At 45.1% G+C, this 17,481-nt stretch carries 17 protein-coding genes and 1 rRNA gene; 10 read left to right on the top strand and 8 right to left on the bottom strand.

From position 1 onward, the window contains the following. Nucleotides 1–43 precede the first annotated feature (43 nt). Entirely contained in the window at nt 44–694 is a 651-nt protein-coding gene (gene trhA / locus VCA1004_RS11160) for a PAQR family membrane homeostasis protein TrhA (protein WP_086981819.1), read from the top strand. A 32-nt stretch (nt 695–726) separates the two neighbouring features. Here trhA and VCA1004_RS11155 read toward each other — a convergent pair whose 3' ends face one another. From VCA1004_RS11155 to def, 5 genes are all read right to left on the bottom strand, one after another. Then, nucleotides 727–2,172, bottom strand: coding sequence for a TrkH family potassium uptake protein (locus VCA1004_RS11155; protein WP_086981818.1), 1,446 nt, complete (start codon nt 2,170–2,172; stop codon nt 727–729). A 16-nt stretch (nt 2,173–2,188) separates the two neighbouring features. After that, the gene (gene trkA / locus VCA1004_RS11150) at nt 2,189–3,565 is read right to left on the bottom strand and encodes a Trk system potassium transporter TrkA (RefSeq protein ID WP_086981817.1); all 1,377 of its coding nucleotides are present in this window, start codon (nt 3,563–3,565) and stop codon (nt 2,189–2,191) included. Between the two features lie 73 nt (nt 3,566–3,638). Further along, nucleotides 3,639–4,919, bottom strand: a complete 1,281-nt coding sequence (rsmB, locus tag VCA1004_RS11145) for a 16S rRNA (cytosine(967)-C(5))-methyltransferase RsmB (RefSeq protein ID WP_086981816.1) — start codon at nt 4,917–4,919, stop codon at nt 3,639–3,641. 79 nt (nt 4,920–4,998) lie between these two features. Then, a complete protein-coding gene (gene fmt, locus VCA1004_RS11140) occupies nt 4,999–5,958 on the bottom strand; it encodes a methionyl-tRNA formyltransferase (RefSeq protein WP_086981815.1) in 960 nt (319 codons plus the stop codon). A 30-nt stretch (nt 5,959–5,988) separates the two neighbouring features. Further along, nucleotides 5,989–6,501 (bottom strand): peptide deformylase, encoded by a 513-nt coding sequence (def, locus tag VCA1004_RS11135; RefSeq protein WP_232012601.1) that lies wholly within the window; start codon nt 6,499–6,501, stop codon nt 5,989–5,991. Between the two features lie 130 nt (nt 6,502–6,631). Between def and VCA1004_RS11130 the strand changes: the two genes are divergently transcribed. From VCA1004_RS11130 to VCA1004_RS11115, 4 genes are read left to right on the top strand one after another with little or no spacing between them, the layout of a single operon-like run. Beyond that, on the top strand, nt 6,632–7,738 hold the full coding sequence (locus tag VCA1004_RS11130) for a LysM peptidoglycan-binding domain-containing protein (RefSeq protein ID WP_086981814.1): 1,107 nt from the start codon (nt 6,632–6,634) through the stop codon (nt 7,736–7,738). After that, nucleotides 7,735–8,886: a DNA-processing protein DprA gene (dprA, locus tag VCA1004_RS11125; protein WP_086981813.1), complete on the top strand. Its 1,152-nt coding sequence runs from the start codon at nt 7,735–7,737 to the stop codon at nt 8,884–8,886. The genes VCA1004_RS11130 and dprA overlap by 4 nt, the downstream gene beginning before the upstream one ends. A gap of 24 nt (nt 8,887–8,910) precedes the next feature. Beyond that, nucleotides 8,911–9,384, top strand: a complete 474-nt coding sequence (locus tag VCA1004_RS11120; RefSeq protein WP_086981812.1) for a DUF494 family protein — start codon at nt 8,911–8,913, stop codon at nt 9,382–9,384. A gap of 41 nt (nt 9,385–9,425) precedes the next feature. Continuing rightward, nucleotides 9,426–10,040: a DNA topoisomerase family protein gene (locus VCA1004_RS11115; RefSeq protein WP_086981811.1), complete on the top strand. Its 615-nt coding sequence runs from the start codon at nt 9,426–9,428 to the stop codon at nt 10,038–10,040. 151 nt (nt 10,041–10,191) lie between these two features. On the opposite strand, the gene VCA1004_RS11110 is transcribed toward VCA1004_RS11115, so the two are convergent. Beyond that, nucleotides 10,192–11,328, bottom strand: a complete 1,137-nt coding sequence (locus VCA1004_RS11110; RefSeq protein WP_086981810.1) for a 5-(carboxyamino)imidazole ribonucleotide synthase — start codon at nt 11,326–11,328, stop codon at nt 10,192–10,194. A gap of 5 nt (nt 11,329–11,333) precedes the next feature. Beyond that, nucleotides 11,334–11,819, bottom strand: a complete 486-nt coding sequence (gene purE / locus VCA1004_RS11105) for a 5-(carboxyamino)imidazole ribonucleotide mutase (RefSeq protein WP_086981809.1) — start codon at nt 11,817–11,819, stop codon at nt 11,334–11,336. A gap of 237 nt (nt 11,820–12,056) precedes the next feature. On the opposite strand from purE, the gene VCA1004_RS11100 reads away from it, so the two are divergent. The 4 genes from VCA1004_RS11100 to VCA1004_RS11085 are packed head-to-tail and all read left to right on the top strand — an operon-like array spanning nt 12,057 to nt 14,667. Further along, nucleotides 12,057–12,614 (top strand): Sua5/YciO/YrdC/YwlC family protein, encoded by a 558-nt coding sequence (locus tag VCA1004_RS11100; RefSeq protein ID WP_086981808.1) that lies wholly within the window; start codon nt 12,057–12,059, stop codon nt 12,612–12,614. An 8-nt stretch (nt 12,615–12,622) separates the two neighbouring features. Further along, nucleotides 12,623–13,537: an oxygen-dependent coproporphyrinogen oxidase gene (gene hemF, locus VCA1004_RS11095; protein WP_086981807.1), complete on the top strand. Its 915-nt coding sequence runs from the start codon at nt 12,623–12,625 to the stop codon at nt 13,535–13,537. Between the two features lie 35 nt (nt 13,538–13,572). After that, entirely contained in the window at nt 13,573–14,400 is an 828-nt protein-coding gene (gene aroE / locus VCA1004_RS11090; RefSeq protein WP_086981806.1) for a shikimate dehydrogenase, read from the top strand. 3 nt (nt 14,401–14,403) lie between these two features. Further along, nucleotides 14,404–14,667: a DUF1488 family protein gene (locus VCA1004_RS11085; RefSeq protein WP_086981805.1), complete on the top strand. Its 264-nt coding sequence runs from the start codon at nt 14,404–14,406 to the stop codon at nt 14,665–14,667. Nucleotides 14,668–14,704: 37 nt separating this feature from the next. On the opposite strand, the gene VCA1004_RS11080 is transcribed toward VCA1004_RS11085, so the two are convergent. Further along, nucleotides 14,705–15,244: a gamma carbonic anhydrase family protein gene (locus tag VCA1004_RS11080; RefSeq protein ID WP_086981804.1), complete on the bottom strand. Its 540-nt coding sequence runs from the start codon at nt 15,242–15,244 to the stop codon at nt 14,705–14,707. Nucleotides 15,245–15,887: 643 nt separating this feature from the next. Between VCA1004_RS11080 and VCA1004_RS11075 the strand changes: the two genes are divergently transcribed. Further along, nucleotides 15,888–17,430, top strand: a 16S ribosomal RNA gene (locus VCA1004_RS11075). The last annotated feature ends 51 nt before the right edge of the window (nt 17,431–17,481 follow it).

Raw genomic sequence — 17,481 nt, 5'->3', positions numbered from 1 at the left:
CAAAATAATGGCTCTGTTATTTGGATTGCACAAGGTTAGTGATATGTCATCTCAGGAATATACGGTTCGTGAAGAGATCGCCAATAGTATCAGTCATGGTTTAGGGGTGATTTTTGGTATTGTGGCTTTAGTTGCTCTGTTACTCAAGGCGGCAGATTATGGTGCCGATAAGATGACGTATATCAGCATGAGCATTTATGGTGCTAGTGTGATTGTGCTCTTTTTGGCATCCACCTTGTACCATGCGGTGGCTTATCCTCCGGCCAAGCGCTGGCTAAAAACCTTAGATCATAGCGCCATTTATTTACTGATTGCTGGCAGTTATACGCCTTTTCTATTGGTTGGCCTACGAACTCATTTAGCCATTGGTTTGATGGTGGTGATTTGGTCGATTGCTATTTTTGGCGTGATCATGAAGATTTCGTTTGTGTATCGTTTTAAAGCTTTTTCTTTAATCAGTTATTTGGTTATGGGTTGGCTTTCTTTGGTGGTGGTGTATCAATTGGTTACGCATTTGGATATTGGTGCGGTGATTTGGCTGGTTGCGGGTGGAATCATATACTCGTTAGGGGTTGTGTTTTATACCGTCAAGCGCATTCCGTACAATCACGCCATCTGGCACTTGTTTGTGTTGGCTGGTTGTGTGTGCCATTTTATCGGCATTTATTATTATGTTGAGCCGGTTGCAGCTTGACGGTGATGGGGAGTCATCGCGGATTTATGTGTTTAAGTGCGCCAAAATGCTGGGAAGAAAATCACTAAAATAGTCAGGATTTCTAAGCGCCCCATCAACATCCCTAAACTGAGTACCCATTTAGCACCATCAGGTAATGGGGCAAAGTTACCGGTTGGGCCAATGACATTGCCAATACCGGGACCTACATTGGCCACGGCTGTCATGGCGCCGCTGATGCTGGTAATGGGATCTAGCCCCATAGCACTGAGCGCGCCAGCAATGAAAATCACAGTTAAGAGAAAGGTTAATACTAAGGCAACCACTGACCGCACGATATCATCATTAACTGGGCGTTGGTTATAGCGTTGCACAAATACACCAGAAGGATGAATTAATTTCATGATTTGCTTATTTAATAGCGTCGCAGCAATTTGAAAGCGGAAGATTTTTATCCCACCTGAAGTTGAACCTGAACAAGAGCCTACCATTAATAAAAACGCGAAGACGACCGTAGGTAGCGCCCCCCAAGAGGTGTAGTCATCGAGTCCAAATCCTGTGGTTGTCAAAACGGAGATAATATTGAAGGTTGAGATTCGAATGGAATCGAGGAAGGTATAGTTATCTTGGATGGTCATCCATAAGGCCACCAATAAGCTTGTCACGACAACTAAGTAAAAAAAGCCGCGTACTTGCGCATCACGTAATAAGGTTTGGGGGTCTTTTTTGCGTAATGCAGTGACAAACAATAAGAAAGGTAAGCCGCCGAGGAACATAAAGAGTGAACCAACCCAATGTGCGCCATTCGAAAAGTGATTCATTGATTGGTCAGTGGTTGAATAGCCACCGGTGGATAAAGTGGTAAAGGCATGGTTAATCGCATCAAACAGCCCCATTCCAGTGTAAAGGTATCCCAAGGTACATAACAGGGTGAGGGTGATATACACAGCCACGATATTTTTGGCGACGTTTTTGGCGCGTGGGCTGCTTTTATCGGACCAGTCGGAAGATTCGGTTTGGAAGAGTTTCATCCCCCCAACGTTTAGCATCGGTAGAATGGCCACCGCCATCACGATAAATCCTACCCCACCTATCCATTGCAAGGTCGAGCGCCACAAGAGAATGCTAGGCGCCATGGTATCTAATCCACTTAACACGGTTGAGCCAGTGGTGGTAATGCCGGACATGGTTTCAAAGTAGGCATCAGTAAAACTGATGTGGTTGATAAATACAAAAGGTAAAGCAGCGAAGCAACTGGAGACCGACCACACTAAGGTGGTGATTAAAAACATGTCACGGACACCAAGACGAAAATTCTTGGTACGCCCGATGGATAAAAAGAGAAAGGCGGCAAGGTGGGTGATTAATAACGCCTTACCAAATTCAATAAAGCCATAAGTACCGGTGAAAAAAGCCATCAAGGTTGGCACATACATGAATAGGGCGATTTTTGATAATACCAAACCTAAAACAAATGATATGGGACGATAGTTAACCATAGATGACTCGTGCAGATTATAAGAAGAAAGGGCTTGGTTGGAATAAGCGCTCAACGTCTGGCACGTACTTCTTGTCGACTAAGAACATCACCACATGGTCATCTTGCTCGATGACGGTTCGGTCATGGGCTATTAACACTTCTTCACCGCGAACAATGGCCCCAATGGTAGTACCCGGTGGCAGTTTGATATCGCCGATGGCTTTACCGACGACTTTAGACGTGGTTTCATCACCATGAGCAATCGCTTCAATGGCTTCGGCTGCGCCACGGCGTAAAGACGATACGTTGACAATATCAGCACGACGCACGTGAGTTAATAGTGCTGAGATGGTAGCTTGTTGTGGTGAGATTGCCACATCAATCGCACCGCCTTGGACTAAATCTACATAAGCACTACGCTGGATCAGCACCATCACTTTTTTCGCGCCCAGACGTTTTGCCAGCATCGCTGACATGATGTTGGTTTCATCTTCGTTGGTAAGCGCAATAAACACATCGACTTGGTCGATATTTTCTTCGTTTAATAATTCTTGATCGGCTGCATCACCACAAAAGACGATGGTGTTTTCTAGTTCTTCCGACAACCGTTCCGCTCGTTGATAGCTGCGTTCAATCAATTTGACGCTGTAATCTTTTTCTAAACATTTGGCGAGGCTCGAACCAATATTCCCCCCACCGACAATCATGATTCGGCGATAGGTTTTTTCTAAGCGTTGTAACTCACTCATTACCGCACGAATGTGGTTACTGGCGGCAACAAAGAACACTTCATCATCAGCTTCAATAATGGTGGTGCCTTGTGGACGAATAGGGCGACCTTGACGGAAAATTGCGGCTACACGGGTATCAATGTGTGGCATGTGCTCACGTAGCGTAGACAGCGCATTACCCACTAATGGACCGCCGTAATACGCTTTGACGGCCACTAAACTGACTTTTTTATCGGCAAAGCTCACCACTTGAAGCGCACCAGGGTACTGAATTAAGCGTTCGATATAACTGGTTACTAGCTCTTCTGGCGCGATCAGGTGATCGACTGGAATCGCTCCTGATTGGAATAAGGCGTCTTTTTCCGCTAAATATTCAGGCGAACGAATACGCGCAATCCGGCTTGGGGTGTTAAATAAAGTAAAGGCCACTTGGCAAGCGGCCATATTCGTTTCATCCGAATTGGTTACCGCCACTAACATGTCCGCATCTTGAGCGCCGGCTTCACGAAGAGTATCCGGGTGGCTGGCATAACCATTTACCACTCGTAAATCATATTTATCTTGCAGCTCACGTAGGCGGTCGGTATTACTATCAATGACGGTAATATCGTTGTTTTCACCCACGAGGTTTTCCGCTAATGTGCCGCCCACTTGTCCAGCACCAAGAATGATAATTTTCATAATATTTCGTGAACCTTGAATTAACCTTTATTTCGAATGAGAGGTAACCTCGAAAGGTCAACAATCCTGACTCTTATGCCGTTTTACGTAACACCGCATAATAGAAACCATCCATGTTTTCTTCGCCTGGCAGGATTTGACGTCCAGGATTATCCTCCTGTGAGCCAATTAATTCCACATTATCCGTGCGTTTTAAGAAGGCGCGGACTTGTTCCACGTTTTCTTGTGGCGTAATCGAGCAGGTTGCATAAACCAAAGTACCTTGTGGTTTTAATTGAGCCCACATGGCATCTAAGATTTCACTTTGTAATTCAGCTAAAGCGTCAATGTCATTTGCACGGCGTAGCCACTTAATATCTGGATGACGTCGAATTACCCCAGTCGCAGAACAAGGCGCATCTAATAAAATGCGGTCAAATTTTTCGCCATTCCACCAATCTTGTGGGTAACGAGCATCACCACAAATCACTTGAGCTTGTAGATTTAGGCGCTCTAGGTTTTCATGAACGCGTTTTAGTCGAGATTCGTCACAGTCGATGGCAACCACTTGAGTCTCTTGCGTGTGCTCTAAAATGTGCGCCGTTTTACCACCAGGGGCGGCACAGCAATCCAAGATAAGCTCACCGTCTTGGGGTTGTAGATAATCAACCGATAATTGCGCGGCTGCATCTTGTACGGAAACCCAACCTTGCTCAAAACCAGGTAGGGTCATCACATCACAAGGTGATAATAAACGCAGGGCATCTGGTGCTTGCGGGTGAATTTCCGCGTCAATACCCGCTTGCTCAAGCAAGGCCAAATACGCATCACGGTGATGATGTTGACGATTGACTCGCAACCACATTGGAGCTTTACTGTTGTTGGCCTCAATAATGCTTTCCCACTGGCTTGGGTAGGCTTGTTGTAACAGTTTCAATAACCAGCTTGGGTGGACATATTTGCCCGCATTATGGCTGAGCGCTTGAGCATCTAATTGTTCTTGATTGCGTTGATAGTTACGCAATACCGCATTAATCAGACCGCGAAGTCTTGGGCCTTTTAGGGCTTGAGTACCTTCAACGGTTTCTCCTACCGCCGCATGAGCTGGAATACGCATAAAGCTTAATTGATAAATTCCAACCAAAATAAGGTGGTGGAAAACACGCTGTTTGCCTTTTAAGGGCTTATCCATGAGCTCATTAACGATCGATTCTAAGCGCGGTAAATAGCGTAGTGCGCCGTAGCAAATTTCTTGTAATAACGCGTGGTCTCTTGGGCGAATGGTTTGCTGCGCAGTAGGAAGAGCGGCTGAAAGTGAGTAGCCTTGATCAACAACTTCAAATAAGACTTTGGCTGCAGCGGCGCGAACGTTCATGGTGTTTTCTCTTGTCTATAATCGAGATCGATTACATGGGTAATAAAAGCAAATAAGGCACATTGCTGCGCCTTGATGGTTAAGCTAAGTGGTTTCCGACAGTAAACCATTGGCTACGAGCATTGAGTATATCTTGAACTGGTAAGGCTTTTTTGCCTGGAATTTGCAGTTGCTCTAATACCAGTACCCCTTTGCCTGTAGCCACATAAATTCCAGTTTTATCGGCACGGATAATTTGCCCTGCTGGGGCTTGAGTGGTTTGGGAGTCAACGCGAGATTGCCAAACTTTGATGTTATTGTCCTCGACACTAAAGAAGCTCATTGGCCAAGGATTGAAAGCGCGTACGCAACGTTCAATGTGCTCTGCTTCATCGTGCCAATTGATTTTTGCTTCTTCTTTGCTGAGTTTTTTCGCATAGTTAGCATAATCATCATTTTGCTTTTGTGGCAAAGCCTGACCTTGTTGAATGTCGGCTACGCATTCTAATAAGGCTTGTGGGCCAAGTTGTGCCAGTTTTTCATACATGGAAGCACTGGTGTCAGTATTGGCGATAGGCAGGGTGGCAATTTTCAACATATCACCAGTATCAAGGCCAATATCCATTTGCATGATGGTTACGCCCGTTTCGGCATCACCCGCCCAGATAGCTCGTTGGATCGGTGCAGCACCACGCCAACGCGGTAAAATGGAGCCGTGAACATTAATACAGCCTAAGCGCGGGGTATCTAATACCGCTTGCGGCAGCAGTAAACCGTAAGCGACAACGATCATTAAATCGGCATCTAATGCTTTCAGTTGTTGTTTGGCTTCTTCTGATTTGAAGTTTTCGGGTTGATAAACCGGGATATCGTGTTCTTGTGCCAGTTGTTTAACTGGACTTGCCGTGAGCTTTTTACCGCGACCGGCTGGGCGGTCGGGCTGAGTATAAGCCGCGACAATGTGATATTGAGAATGTTGTTGCGCAGAAAGTAACGCCGCCAAGTGACGGGCGGCGAAATCTGGAGTACCTGCGAAGACAATACGTAAAGACTGGCTCAAGGTAACCTCATTAATTGGGTGATGGCGTAATTATTGGTTTTTCTCATTAAAGCGTTTAATTTTTTCAAGTTTATCCTTGATACGCTTACGTTTTAATGGAGAAAGGTAATCGACAAATAACTTACCAAGTAAGTGGTCACATTCATGTTGAATACAGATAGCTAATAAGTCATCCGCTTCTAAGGTGAACTCTTGGCCATTGCGATCCAAGGCTTTGACTGTAATAGCAGAAGCTCGAGGCACTAACGCACGCGCTCCAGGAACAGATAAACAGCCTTCTTCGATACCATCTTCACCATGTTTTTCAATGATTTCAGGGTTAATTAACACTAATCGTTCATCGCGATTTTCTGAAATATCGATCACAATCAGTTGTTTATGAACATCTACTTGAGTGGCCGCTAAACCAATCCCTTCTTCGTCGTACATGGTATCAAACATGTCATCGATCAGAGTTTGGAGTTCAGGAGTAAACTCAGTGATAGGTTGGGCGACCGTGCGTAGACGATCATCTGGGAACGTTAATACATTTAATACAGACATATACACTCTAAATATTGAACTGTGCCGAAACAGCTTAAACCTTATTGCCTCAATTCTAGACATTTTAATGACCAAATGACAGCATCGGATCACATTAAGGGACAAAATGTCGACCAAGGAATCTAAGGTCATGCGCAAAATTACACAATCTTTTTTTTATTTCTTGCTCTTTTTAGGAGGAAGTTGCGCGGTTGTCGCGGCGACATCTTCTACCTCACCTCTGGCATTAAAAGAGGGCGCACCAAACACTTACGTTGTAAAAAAAGGCGATACCTTGTGGGATATTTCGGCCTTATTTTTGGACAGTCCATGGTTATGGCCGCGCTTATGGCAAGTGAATGCCAATATTACAAACCCTCATTTAATTTACCCTGGCGATAAGCTGATATTAACTTGGCAAAATGGGCAACCGTTGCTGAGTTTAAAGCCAATGAAAAAAGTGAGCCCTCATGTGCGTAAAATGGCGAAAGAGGCCATCTCAACATTGGATGATGGCTTGTTATTACCTTACTTACGTTCAGATCACCTGTTAGCTGAACAACAGACACAGCAAGCGTTAAGAGTGCTAGGCACGAGTGAAGGTCGGAAGTTTTTAAGTGCCAATGAGCGCATTTATATTGATGGCCAAGTCAGTCATCATGATTGGGCGATTTATCGACTGGTCGAAAAATATCAGCGCAGTGGCGATGATGTGCAGGCTAGTGCTTATTCCTTGCGTTTAGTGGCGCGCACGCAATTAAAAGAATCCAATGAGAACGTCAGCGCCTTGCAAGTGGTTAAGCAGTACCAAGAAGTGCAGCAAAATGATATTGCATTACCCATCAATCAAGAGACACTCACTTTGTCTACAGTCTTTCAACCGACTCCAGCTCCTGCCGGATTAGTCGCCAATATTAAAGGCTCAATGGAAAGCTTGAATTTTATGGCGGTCAATCAAGTGGTGATCATTGATCGTGGTTTAGATGATGGGGTAATTCAAGGCAGTAGTTTTAATTTGGCGAAACCTGGTGCAGAAGTTTATGGCGAGAAAGGTGAGTACCATTATAAAAAACCGTTAGGCGTAAATGGCTTTCAATCTGCGGCGTTGCCTCCTGTGGCGATTGGTCAAATGGTGGTTATTCGACCTTATGCCAAGTTTAGCTTAGCGTTAATTACGCAAAGTTTAGAGCCGATTCGAGTAGATTCATTAGCGATTTCACCGATGGCCCCACCACGACAAGGTGATACTGCCGGATGACGGAAGCACAATTAACCGCTTGGTTAACATTAAGCTTTACTCCTCAGCTCGGTGGGGTTGGGCTCGCGCGTTTAATCAGTGTCGATTCTGCAGAAAATATCGTGCGTTATTCCAGCCAACAATTACAGCATTTGGGATTAAAAGCCGCGCAAATCCGTTATCTTCAACAGCCGTCGCACCCTGAAGTAGAGCAATGTTTACAATGGCAAGCTGAGTCTGATTGGCATCATATTGTGTCGCCATTAGAAGATGACTATCCTTATTTACTCAATCAAATGTCTTCTCACCCTCCGGTGCTTTTTGTTAAAGGTGATGCTTCTGTTTTACATCGTCAACAAGTGGCAATCGTCGGTAGCCGCCATGCCAGCTTGGAAGGATTAAAAGCGGCCAAGGAGTTTGCCTATCAATTAGCAGAACAAGGCCTCACTATTACCAGTGGTTTGGCGTTAGGGATTGATGGTCATGCTCATGATGGCGCTTTATTGGCGCAAGGAACAACGGTGGCGGTCTTAGGTTCAGGGGTTGAGCAAATTTACCCTGCTCGCCATAAAGGGTTAGCGGAACGTATTGTGCAACAAGGGGGGGCGTTAGTGTCGGAACTGAGGCCCGATACCAAACCACGTGCGGAACATTTCCCTCGGCGCAATCGTATTATCAGTGGCTTATCTCAAGGTGTGTTAGTAGTAGAGGCGGCAGAGCGCAGCGGTTCTCTGATCACGGCCCGTTACGCCATTGAACAAAATCGCGATGTTTTTGCTTTGCCAGGTTCAATTTATCAAGCTGGGTTTGCAGGTAGTAATCGATTATTGCAGCAAGGAGCGTATTTAGCGTTAAGCCCACAAGATATTATTGATGAATTAAATCCCTCACTGACTCGCCCCTTTTCTCTTCCTAGGTCTTCACAAAGTCAGCTAAACTTAATACCAGAGGCATCACCGCCTCCTGTAGAAAATCACAGTCAATCATTGCCATTTCCACAACTGTTCGCTAACGTAGGAAATGAACCAACCCCCGTTGATATTTTAGCGGAACGTACCCATATACCGGTACATGAAGTTATGATGCAAATATTAGAGCTGGAATTAGCCGGTTATGTTAGTTCTGTGCCAGGTGGGTATATTCTCAATCATGGGAGTAAACCAAAGTAAAGTGTTGCCGTGGAGGGTAAAGCTATGATGGACATCCTTATGTACCTGTTTGAAACCTATATCCATAGCGATGCAGACCTCATGATCGATCAAGATGAGCTTGAAGATGAATTGCTGCGAGCGGGTTTTCATCAACAAGAAATTTATAAAGCTTTGCATTGGTTAGAAGGTTTAGCCGCTTTACAACAAGGTGGTGATCGCCTTGATATGGCAACCGGCTCAGCGACTTCTACTCGAATTTTTACTCAAGAAGAAATGCTACGTTTAGACGTTACCTGTCGTGGCTTTTTATTATTCCTTGAACAAGTTCAGGTGTTGACCGCAGAAACGCGTGAAATGGTCATCGATCGTGTGATGGGTTTAGAAACCAATGAATTCATTTTAGATGATCTTAAATGGGTTATCTTGATGGTGTTGTTTAATGTACCTGGTAATGAAAGTGCTTATACCCAGATGGAAGAGCTGCTGTATTCTACTGAGCAAGGCATTGTGCATTAAGTGTGATGGCTAAATTGAAGCCTGATGTGTGAACCGGTGTTATGAACAACAAAATTGACCAGACTTTATTTTCTGCCCATGAGCAGGCTTTGCAACATGAAGCCTGCCCCAAATGTGGCGTTGAACATCATGGTGAGCTGCAATTGCGTCATGGCAAGCGTGGGCCTTTTTTAGGCTGTCATCGCTATCCACAATGTGACTACATTAAACCACTTCATCAAAATGATGGTCATATCATTAAAGCGCTCGGAGTTGCCTGCCCGGAATGTGGCGAGACATCACAAGGTGAGTTGGTATTACGCCAAGGGCGATTTGGGATGTTTATTGGTTGCAGTCGCTTTCCTGAGTGCCACCATCTTGAATCACCGACCGCGTCACCTAAACAAGATAACTTAACCTCTGTAGCTTGTCCGGAATGCGCTTCAGGTCATTTGATTGAGCGCCAATCTCGATTTGGTAAAAGTTTCTATGCTTGTGATGCTTACCCTAAATGTAAATTCTCTATTAATTTGCCGCCATTGGAAGGGCAATGCGAACAATGTGGGTATCCGCTCTTGGTGGAAAAGCATTTATCCAGTGGCCGTAAAGTGTTGTGTGCCGATAGAAAATGTCAGCATACTCAAAGCGGGGATGCAAAAGAGTCATCGCTATCTTAATTTGATTAAAAAACGTATCGATAATAAAAACCGCTGAACAGGATGGGCTCACATCATGTTCGGCGGTTTTTTTATTTGTCGTATTCTTTCTTATACCCGAGCTCGTGGTCGACCCCAGATTAGGTCGCCGATTCTAGAATATGTTACAGCGCTATAATTGTTCTATATGGTGCTGCAATTCTGGAAAAGCGGCCGGATCGAGTACGCTTGCTAATTGGCGTAGATTGAGTGTTAACTCCTCACGACTATGAGCGCACACATTAATGTGTCCCATTTTGCGTCCTGGACGTTTTTCTTTACCGTACCAATGGACATGACATTGCGGCATGTTCATCACGGCGTCTGGTAAGCTATCTTGCCCTAAAATATTGACCATGGCGGTAGGACGAATGGTTTTAGTACAACCTAAAGGTAAATGACACACCGCACGTAAATGGTTTTCAAACTGGCAGACTTCAGCACCTTGTTGAGTCCAGTGGCCGGAGTTATGCACACGAGGGGCGATTTCATTCACTAATAGCTGACCTTGAACATCAAAGAATTCAATGGCTAACAATCCCACATAATTGAGTTGCTCTGCTACCGCGGTAAACATCTGCTCAGCTTGAGCTTGCAGTTCTGGCTCATCAATAGCAACAGAGAGGCTTAAGACGCCATTGACATGAACATTTTCTGCGAGCGGATAAATGGCCAGTTCTCCTTTCGCATTGCGAGCGCCGACGAGTGAGACTTCACGTTGAAAACTGACAAATTGTTCAGCAACAATAGCTTGCTGTGGGTTAACTTCTAAACTTGCGCTAATTTTATTCCAGATAGAATCGGCCTGTTGTGGTTCGGTTAAACGCCACTGTCCTTTTCCATCATATCCACCCAGTGCGGTTTTGAGCACCATTGGAATACCTACGGTTTGAATCGCCTGATTAAAGTCATCGCGAGTATTGATAATGGCATACTTAGCGTTAGCAACATTGGCATCATCTAACAGTTGTTTTTCAATGCGGCGATCACCGCCAGCTTTAATAGCTTGAGTGGTGGGTAAAAATTTGCCGCTTTGTTCACAGATATCCAGAATGGAATGGGGAATATGTTCAAACTCTGCGGTAATGACATCGGCGGCGGCAATGGCATTATTTAAACCATGACCAATGACGTTACCTGTAAGGGGATGAACAATTTGCTCACTGCCTACATCAAAGGCAGAAATATTGATATTCAACGGTGCTCCGGCTAAAGACATCATTCGTGCCAATTGACCGGCACCGAGCACTAATACTTGTTGCTTGGCCATCAATCTTAATCCTCTGCTGGGTTGGGATTGGCTAGGACGGTATCCGTTTGTTCTTTACGGAAGGCTTCAACTTTCGCCATGACGGTCTCATCAAATGTACCAATGATTTGTGCGGCAAGAATACCGGCGTTAGCGGCTCCTGCTTCACCAATCGCTAATGTTCCTACCGCAATCCCTTTAGGCATTTGTACAATGGAGTAAAGAGAATCAACACCTGATAAAGCGCGAGATTGCACTGGAACCCCTAATACTGGCAAGCTGGTATAGGCCGCGGTCATACCGGGTAAATGGGCTGCGCCACCGGCTCCTGCAATAATGACTTTAATGCCTCGTTGTTTGGCACTTTCAGCATATTCAGCTAAAAGATGTGGTGTTCGGTGAGCTGAAACCACTTTGGTCTCGTATGGCACATTAAAACGGTCAAGCATTTCAGCAGCCAGTTTCATAGTTGGCCAATCAGATTTTGAACCCATGATGATTCCAACAGTCATCGATCACTCCTTAACGAATCAGTTATTGGTGGACTAGTTGTAATGAACTAGTGATATTCACGATATTGCCCGCATTATACTGAGAAAAACATCCAAGGAAAACGTTTGCGTCAGGTTGTTTTTCGATGTCAGTATAAATTCCTGTTGTTACATAAAAAAAACGTTTAGTCATCGGGCGTGAGGTTTTATACACTGACCGTATTGATCTATGACAAAGTAATACAGGGAAGAGAAAACGTGAATAATTTTGAATCGGTGCTACAAGCGCTACAACAAGGTGAGGTGATTGCTTATCCTACCGAAGGAGTATTTGGCGTTGGTTGTGATCCTGATAATCAATCTGCCATTGAAAAACTGTTGACCTTGAAGCAACGACCGATTGAAAAAGGGCTGATATTAATCGCCGCTAATTATGAGCAAATTCTCCCTTATATTGATGAAAGCCAATTAACGGCAGCGCAATTAGAGGCGGTACACCATACTTGGCCAGGACCTGTGACTTGGGTGATGCCAGTAAAGCCACAAGTGTCTTCTCATCTTACCGGTCAATTTGATTCGATTGCGGTACGTGTGACCGACCATCCATTAGTTCAACAACTGTGTCTGGCATTGGGTAAGCCGCTCACCTCGACCAGTGCTAATTTGACCGGATTAGAACCTTGCCGAACTACGCAAGAAGTTGAGCAACAGTTGGGTGATAAATTAGTGGCTATTTTACAAGGCCAAGTAGGGGGGCGAACCCAGCCTACTGAAATTCGTGACGCCAAAACGGGCGCAGTATTAAGACAAGGATAACCTCCGGGATGACGACTCAAAATCAACAAGTGGATAAAGACGCAGTAAAAGCGTTTCTGATGTCGCTACAAGATTCTATTTGTGAGCAATTAGAGGCAGTAGATGGCGGTCAATTTATTGAAGATGCCTGGCAGAGAGAGCAAGGTGGTGGTGGCCGGAGTCGCGTGATCCGCCAAGGTGAGATTTTTGAACAAGGTGGCGTGAATTTTTCTCATGTGTTTGGGGATAAAATGCCCGCTTCAGCCACGGCCCATCGTCCTGAATTAGCGGGTCGTCGTTTTGAAGCGATGGGCGTCTCTTTAGTTTTGCATCCACACAATCCTTATATTCCCACTTCGCATGCTAATGTTCGTTTCTTTATTGCTGAAAAAGAAGGGCACGATCCGATTTGGTGGTTTGGTGGGGGTTTTGACTTAACCCCATTTTATCCTTTTGAGGAAGATTGCCAGCACTGGCATGATACCGCGAAATCCATTTGTGCACCTTTTGGCGAGTCGGTTTATGCACAACATAAAGCGTGGTGTGACCGATATTTCTTCTTGCCACACCGCAATGAAACTCGAGGCGTGGGTGGTTTATTCTTTGATGATTTGAATCAATGGGACTTTGCGGTGTGCTTTGATTACCTTAAAGCGGTTGGCGAAGGCTTCACTCAAGCTTATTTACCTATTGTGCAAAAGCGTCGTGATCACGCTTATGGGGAACGTGAGCGACAATTCCAGTTGTACCGTCGTGGCCGCTATGTTGAATTTAATCTCGTGTATGACCGAGGTACTTTATTTGGTCTACAAAGTGGCGGGCGTACCGAGTCGATTTTAATGTCGATGCCACCTTTAGCGCGCTGGGAATATGATTATTCTCCTCACCATGAATCAGCAGAAGCGAACTTGTATCAACATTATTTACAGCCTCGCGACTGGTAAGTATGACGCTAATCGGGCAAGGAAAGGCCAACAATATGAACAATCTTGATCAATATGTAGTATTTGGAAACCCAATCTCACACAGTAAGTCTCCTTTTATTCATACCTTATTCGCTCGTCAAACTAATCAAGCGATGCAATACGGTATTATTGAAGCGCCGCTGGATGAGTTTACGCTTTCTGCGCAACGCTTTTTTGCTGAAGGGGGAAAAGGCTGTAATGTCACCGCCCCTTTTAAATTGGATGCTTATCAATTTGCTGACCGCTTAACTGAAAGAGCACAATTGGCTCAGGCGGTAAATACGCTTAAGAAGTTAGATGACGGGCAGATTATTGGAGATAACACTGATGGCGAAGGTTTAGTTCAAGACCTACTGTTAAATCAGGCTCCTATTCAAGGTAGTCGTATCTTGTTACTTGGTGCGGGTGGGGCAGCACGGGGGGTGATTAAGCCACTATTGGATCAGCAGCCTCAGCAATTAGTGATAGCCAATCGTACACTAACTAAAGCACAAGCGCTGGTGGAGGGATTTTTGCCTTATGGTCCGGTGAGCGCACAAGCCATGGACAGCATTGAGGGCTCATTTGATATTGTGATTAATTCTACATCTGCCGGACTAACTGGCGGATTACCGGATATCAGTGCGAGTATATTTTCTCCTCAAACGATAAGTTACGATATGAGTTATGGTGGCGATAAAACCTTATTTACTCAGTGGGCCAAAGAAAATGGTGTCGTACATGCTTATGATGGTTTAGGTATGTTAGTCGGACAAGCGGCGGAAAGTTTTATGTTGTGGCGAGGGTTACGTCCGAGTCTTCGTCAGGTATTGCGAGAACTGAGAAAAAACTTAGAGAGTTAAAGCATGAATCAAAATATTTTGTTTACCGATCAAAAACACTGGGATGATTCACGTCAATGTGTGGTCTTTTTTGCCCAGCAATCTGGACAGCTGATCGCTTGCAGCGCTTCTTTATCTTTATTATCGCAATTAGACCATCAAACGCTATCTTCTGAAAAGCAGGCGTTGGAAGCTTTTCAGCGTGTGCAATTTGATTTAGAAGAATTAGCCGAGCAGGCCATTGAAGACGAAGCCTTTAGCCCAAGCGGTGAAATAGACTTAGGCTAAAAGAAGATTTAGGTTATAAATATAAAGAAGACAATGACTAGCTGACTTGGTGAAGATAGTCATTTTTATTGTCGACATAATTATTTGCAGACTTTAATAAAAAGGCTTTTTCAGTCTCAGTTAAAGGACGGGCTTGTTTTACAGGGCTCCCAATATAAAGATAGCCACTTTCTAAACGTTTATTGGGCGGAACCAAGCTACCAGCACCAATCATTACATCCGACTCAATGACAGCACCATCTAAAACAATAGCTCCCATCCCAACCAAGACTCGGTCATGAATCGTGCAGCCATGTAACATGACTTTATGGCCAACCGTCACATCGTGACCAATGAGCAATGGAAACCCTTCGGGATGATCTGCATTTTTATGAGTCACATGTAAGACACTACCATCTTGAATATTCGTTCGCTCGCCGATGTGAATATGATTAACATCTCCACGAGCCGCAACGAGAGGCCAAATACTAGAATCATCACCAATTTTTATATCACCAACGAGAACGGAAGATTCATCAATGTAAACCTGATGACCTAATTGTGGACTAATGCCTTTATAGCGACGAATATTGTTCATTTTTACTCCTTATTTAGACTGATTATGACGAAATATAAGTTCGAAACTAGTGAAAACACCCTCTCTTGGCGCAAAAGTAACCAAATGATCAAAAAAAACAAAAAAAGTCGGAAAAAGGGCTTGCCAATATTCATCAGCTCTCTATAATGCGCCCTCACTGACACGGAGCACGCAGCCAAGCTGCAGCACGGGTTAGAGGTCAAAACCTTCTCAAAAAGGTTAGCGAAAACAGCTTCGGCTAGTTTGATTTCACTTTCGAAAGTGAAAGAAATAAAAGTTTTAAAAAAGTGTTTGACACGAGCTTTTAAATCGCTAAAATGGCCGCCCTGTTCAACGAGATGCGCTAAGCATTATCGATAAGAACAACGCTCTTTAACAATTTAAACCTATCAATCTGTGTGGGCACTCGTTGATGATAATCAAAAAGATTTATCAATGAACTGAGTGACCAAACGGCTATTAAAAGAGTCAGCCTTGAGCTGGTTTGATTTCACTTTTTAAAGTGGAAATAAATAATAGCGGCACAGTCAATTCATTATCTATCTGTTGGATAGATAATAGCTTTAAAGTTACTTCTTCTTTTTTAAGAAGAATAGTTTTGAAGTCAGTATTCGTTGAGCCGGTCGCAAGACCACAAAAACTTTAATTGAAGAGTTTGATCATGGCTCAGATTGAACGCTGGCGGCAGGCCTAACACATGCAAGTCGAGCGGTAACAGGAAATAGCTTGCTATTTCGCTGACGAGCGGCGGACGGGTGAGTAATGCATAGGAAGTTGCCCAGTAGAGGGGGATAACCATTGGAAACGATGGCTAATACCGCATAACCTCTTCGGAGCAAAGCAGGGGACCTTCGGGCCTTGCGCTATTGGATACGCCTATGTGGGATTAGCTAGTTGGTGAGGTAATGGCTCACCAAGGCAACGATCCCTAGCTGGTCTGAGAGGATGATCAGCCACACTGGGACTGAGACACGGCCCAGACTCCTACGGGAGGCAGCAGTGGGGAATATTGCACAATGGGCGAAAGCCTGATGCAGCCATGCCGCGTGTATGAAGAAGGCCTTCGGGTTGTAAAGTACTTTCAGTTGTGAGGAAGGTTTCGTAGTTAATAACTGCGTTGCTTGACGTTAGCAACAGAAGAAGCACCGGCTAACTCCGTGCCAGCAGCCGCGGTAATACGGAGGGTGCGAGCGTTAATCGGAATTACTGGGCGTAAAGCGCATGCAGGTGGTTTGTTAAGTCAGATGTGAAAGCCCGGGGCTCAACCTCGGAAGGTCATTTGAAACTGGCAAACTAGAGTACTGTAGAGGGGGGTAGAATTTCAGGTGTAGCGGTGAAATGCGTAGAGATCTGAAGGAATACCAGTGGCGAAGGCGGCCCCCTGGACAGATACTGACACTCAGATGCGAAAGCGTGGGGAGCAAACAGGATTAGATACCCTGGTAGTCCACGCCGTAAACGATGTCTACTTGGAGGTTGTGGCCTTGAGCCGTGGCTTTCGGAGCTAACGCGTTAAGTAGACCGCCTGGGGAGTACGGTCGCAAGATTAAAACTCAAATGAATTGACGGGGGCCCGCACAAGCGGTGGAGCATGTGGTTTAATTCGATGCAACGCGAAGAACCTTACCTACTCTTGACATCCAGAGAAGCCAGTAGAGATACAGGTGTGCCTTCGGGAGCTCTGAGACAGGTGCTGCATGGCTGTCGTCAGCTCGTGTTGTGAAATGTTGGGTTAAGTCCCGCAACGAGCGCAACCCTTATCCTTGTTTGCCAGCGAGTAATGTCGGGAACTCCAGGGAGACTGCCGGTGATAAACCGGAGGAAGGTGGGGACGACGTCAAGTCATCATGGCCCTTACGAGTAGGGCTACACACGTGCTACAATGGCGCATACAGAGGGCAGCGAACTTGCGAAAGTAAGCGAATCCCAAAAAGTGCGTCGTAGTCCGGATTGGAGTCTGCAACTCGACTCCATGAAGTCGGAATCGCTAGTAATCGTGGATCAGAATGCCACGGTGAATACGTTCCCGGGCCTTGTACACACCGCCCGTCACACCATGGGAGTGGGCTGCAAAAGAAGTAGGTAGTTTAACCTTCGGGAGGACGCTTACCACTTTGTGGTTCATGACTGGGGTGAAGTCGTAACAAGGTAGCCCTAGGGGAACCTGGGGCTGGATCACCTCCTTATACGAAGATTATTTTTGATGAGTACCCACACAGATTGATTAGGTTTATATA

The sequence above is a fragment of the Vibrio aphrogenes genome, from assembly GCF_002157735.2.
GTDB lineage: Bacteria > Pseudomonadota > Gammaproteobacteria > Enterobacterales > Vibrionaceae > Vibrio > Vibrio aphrogenes.
This window is presented reverse-complemented; position numbering and strand designations above follow the sequence as displayed.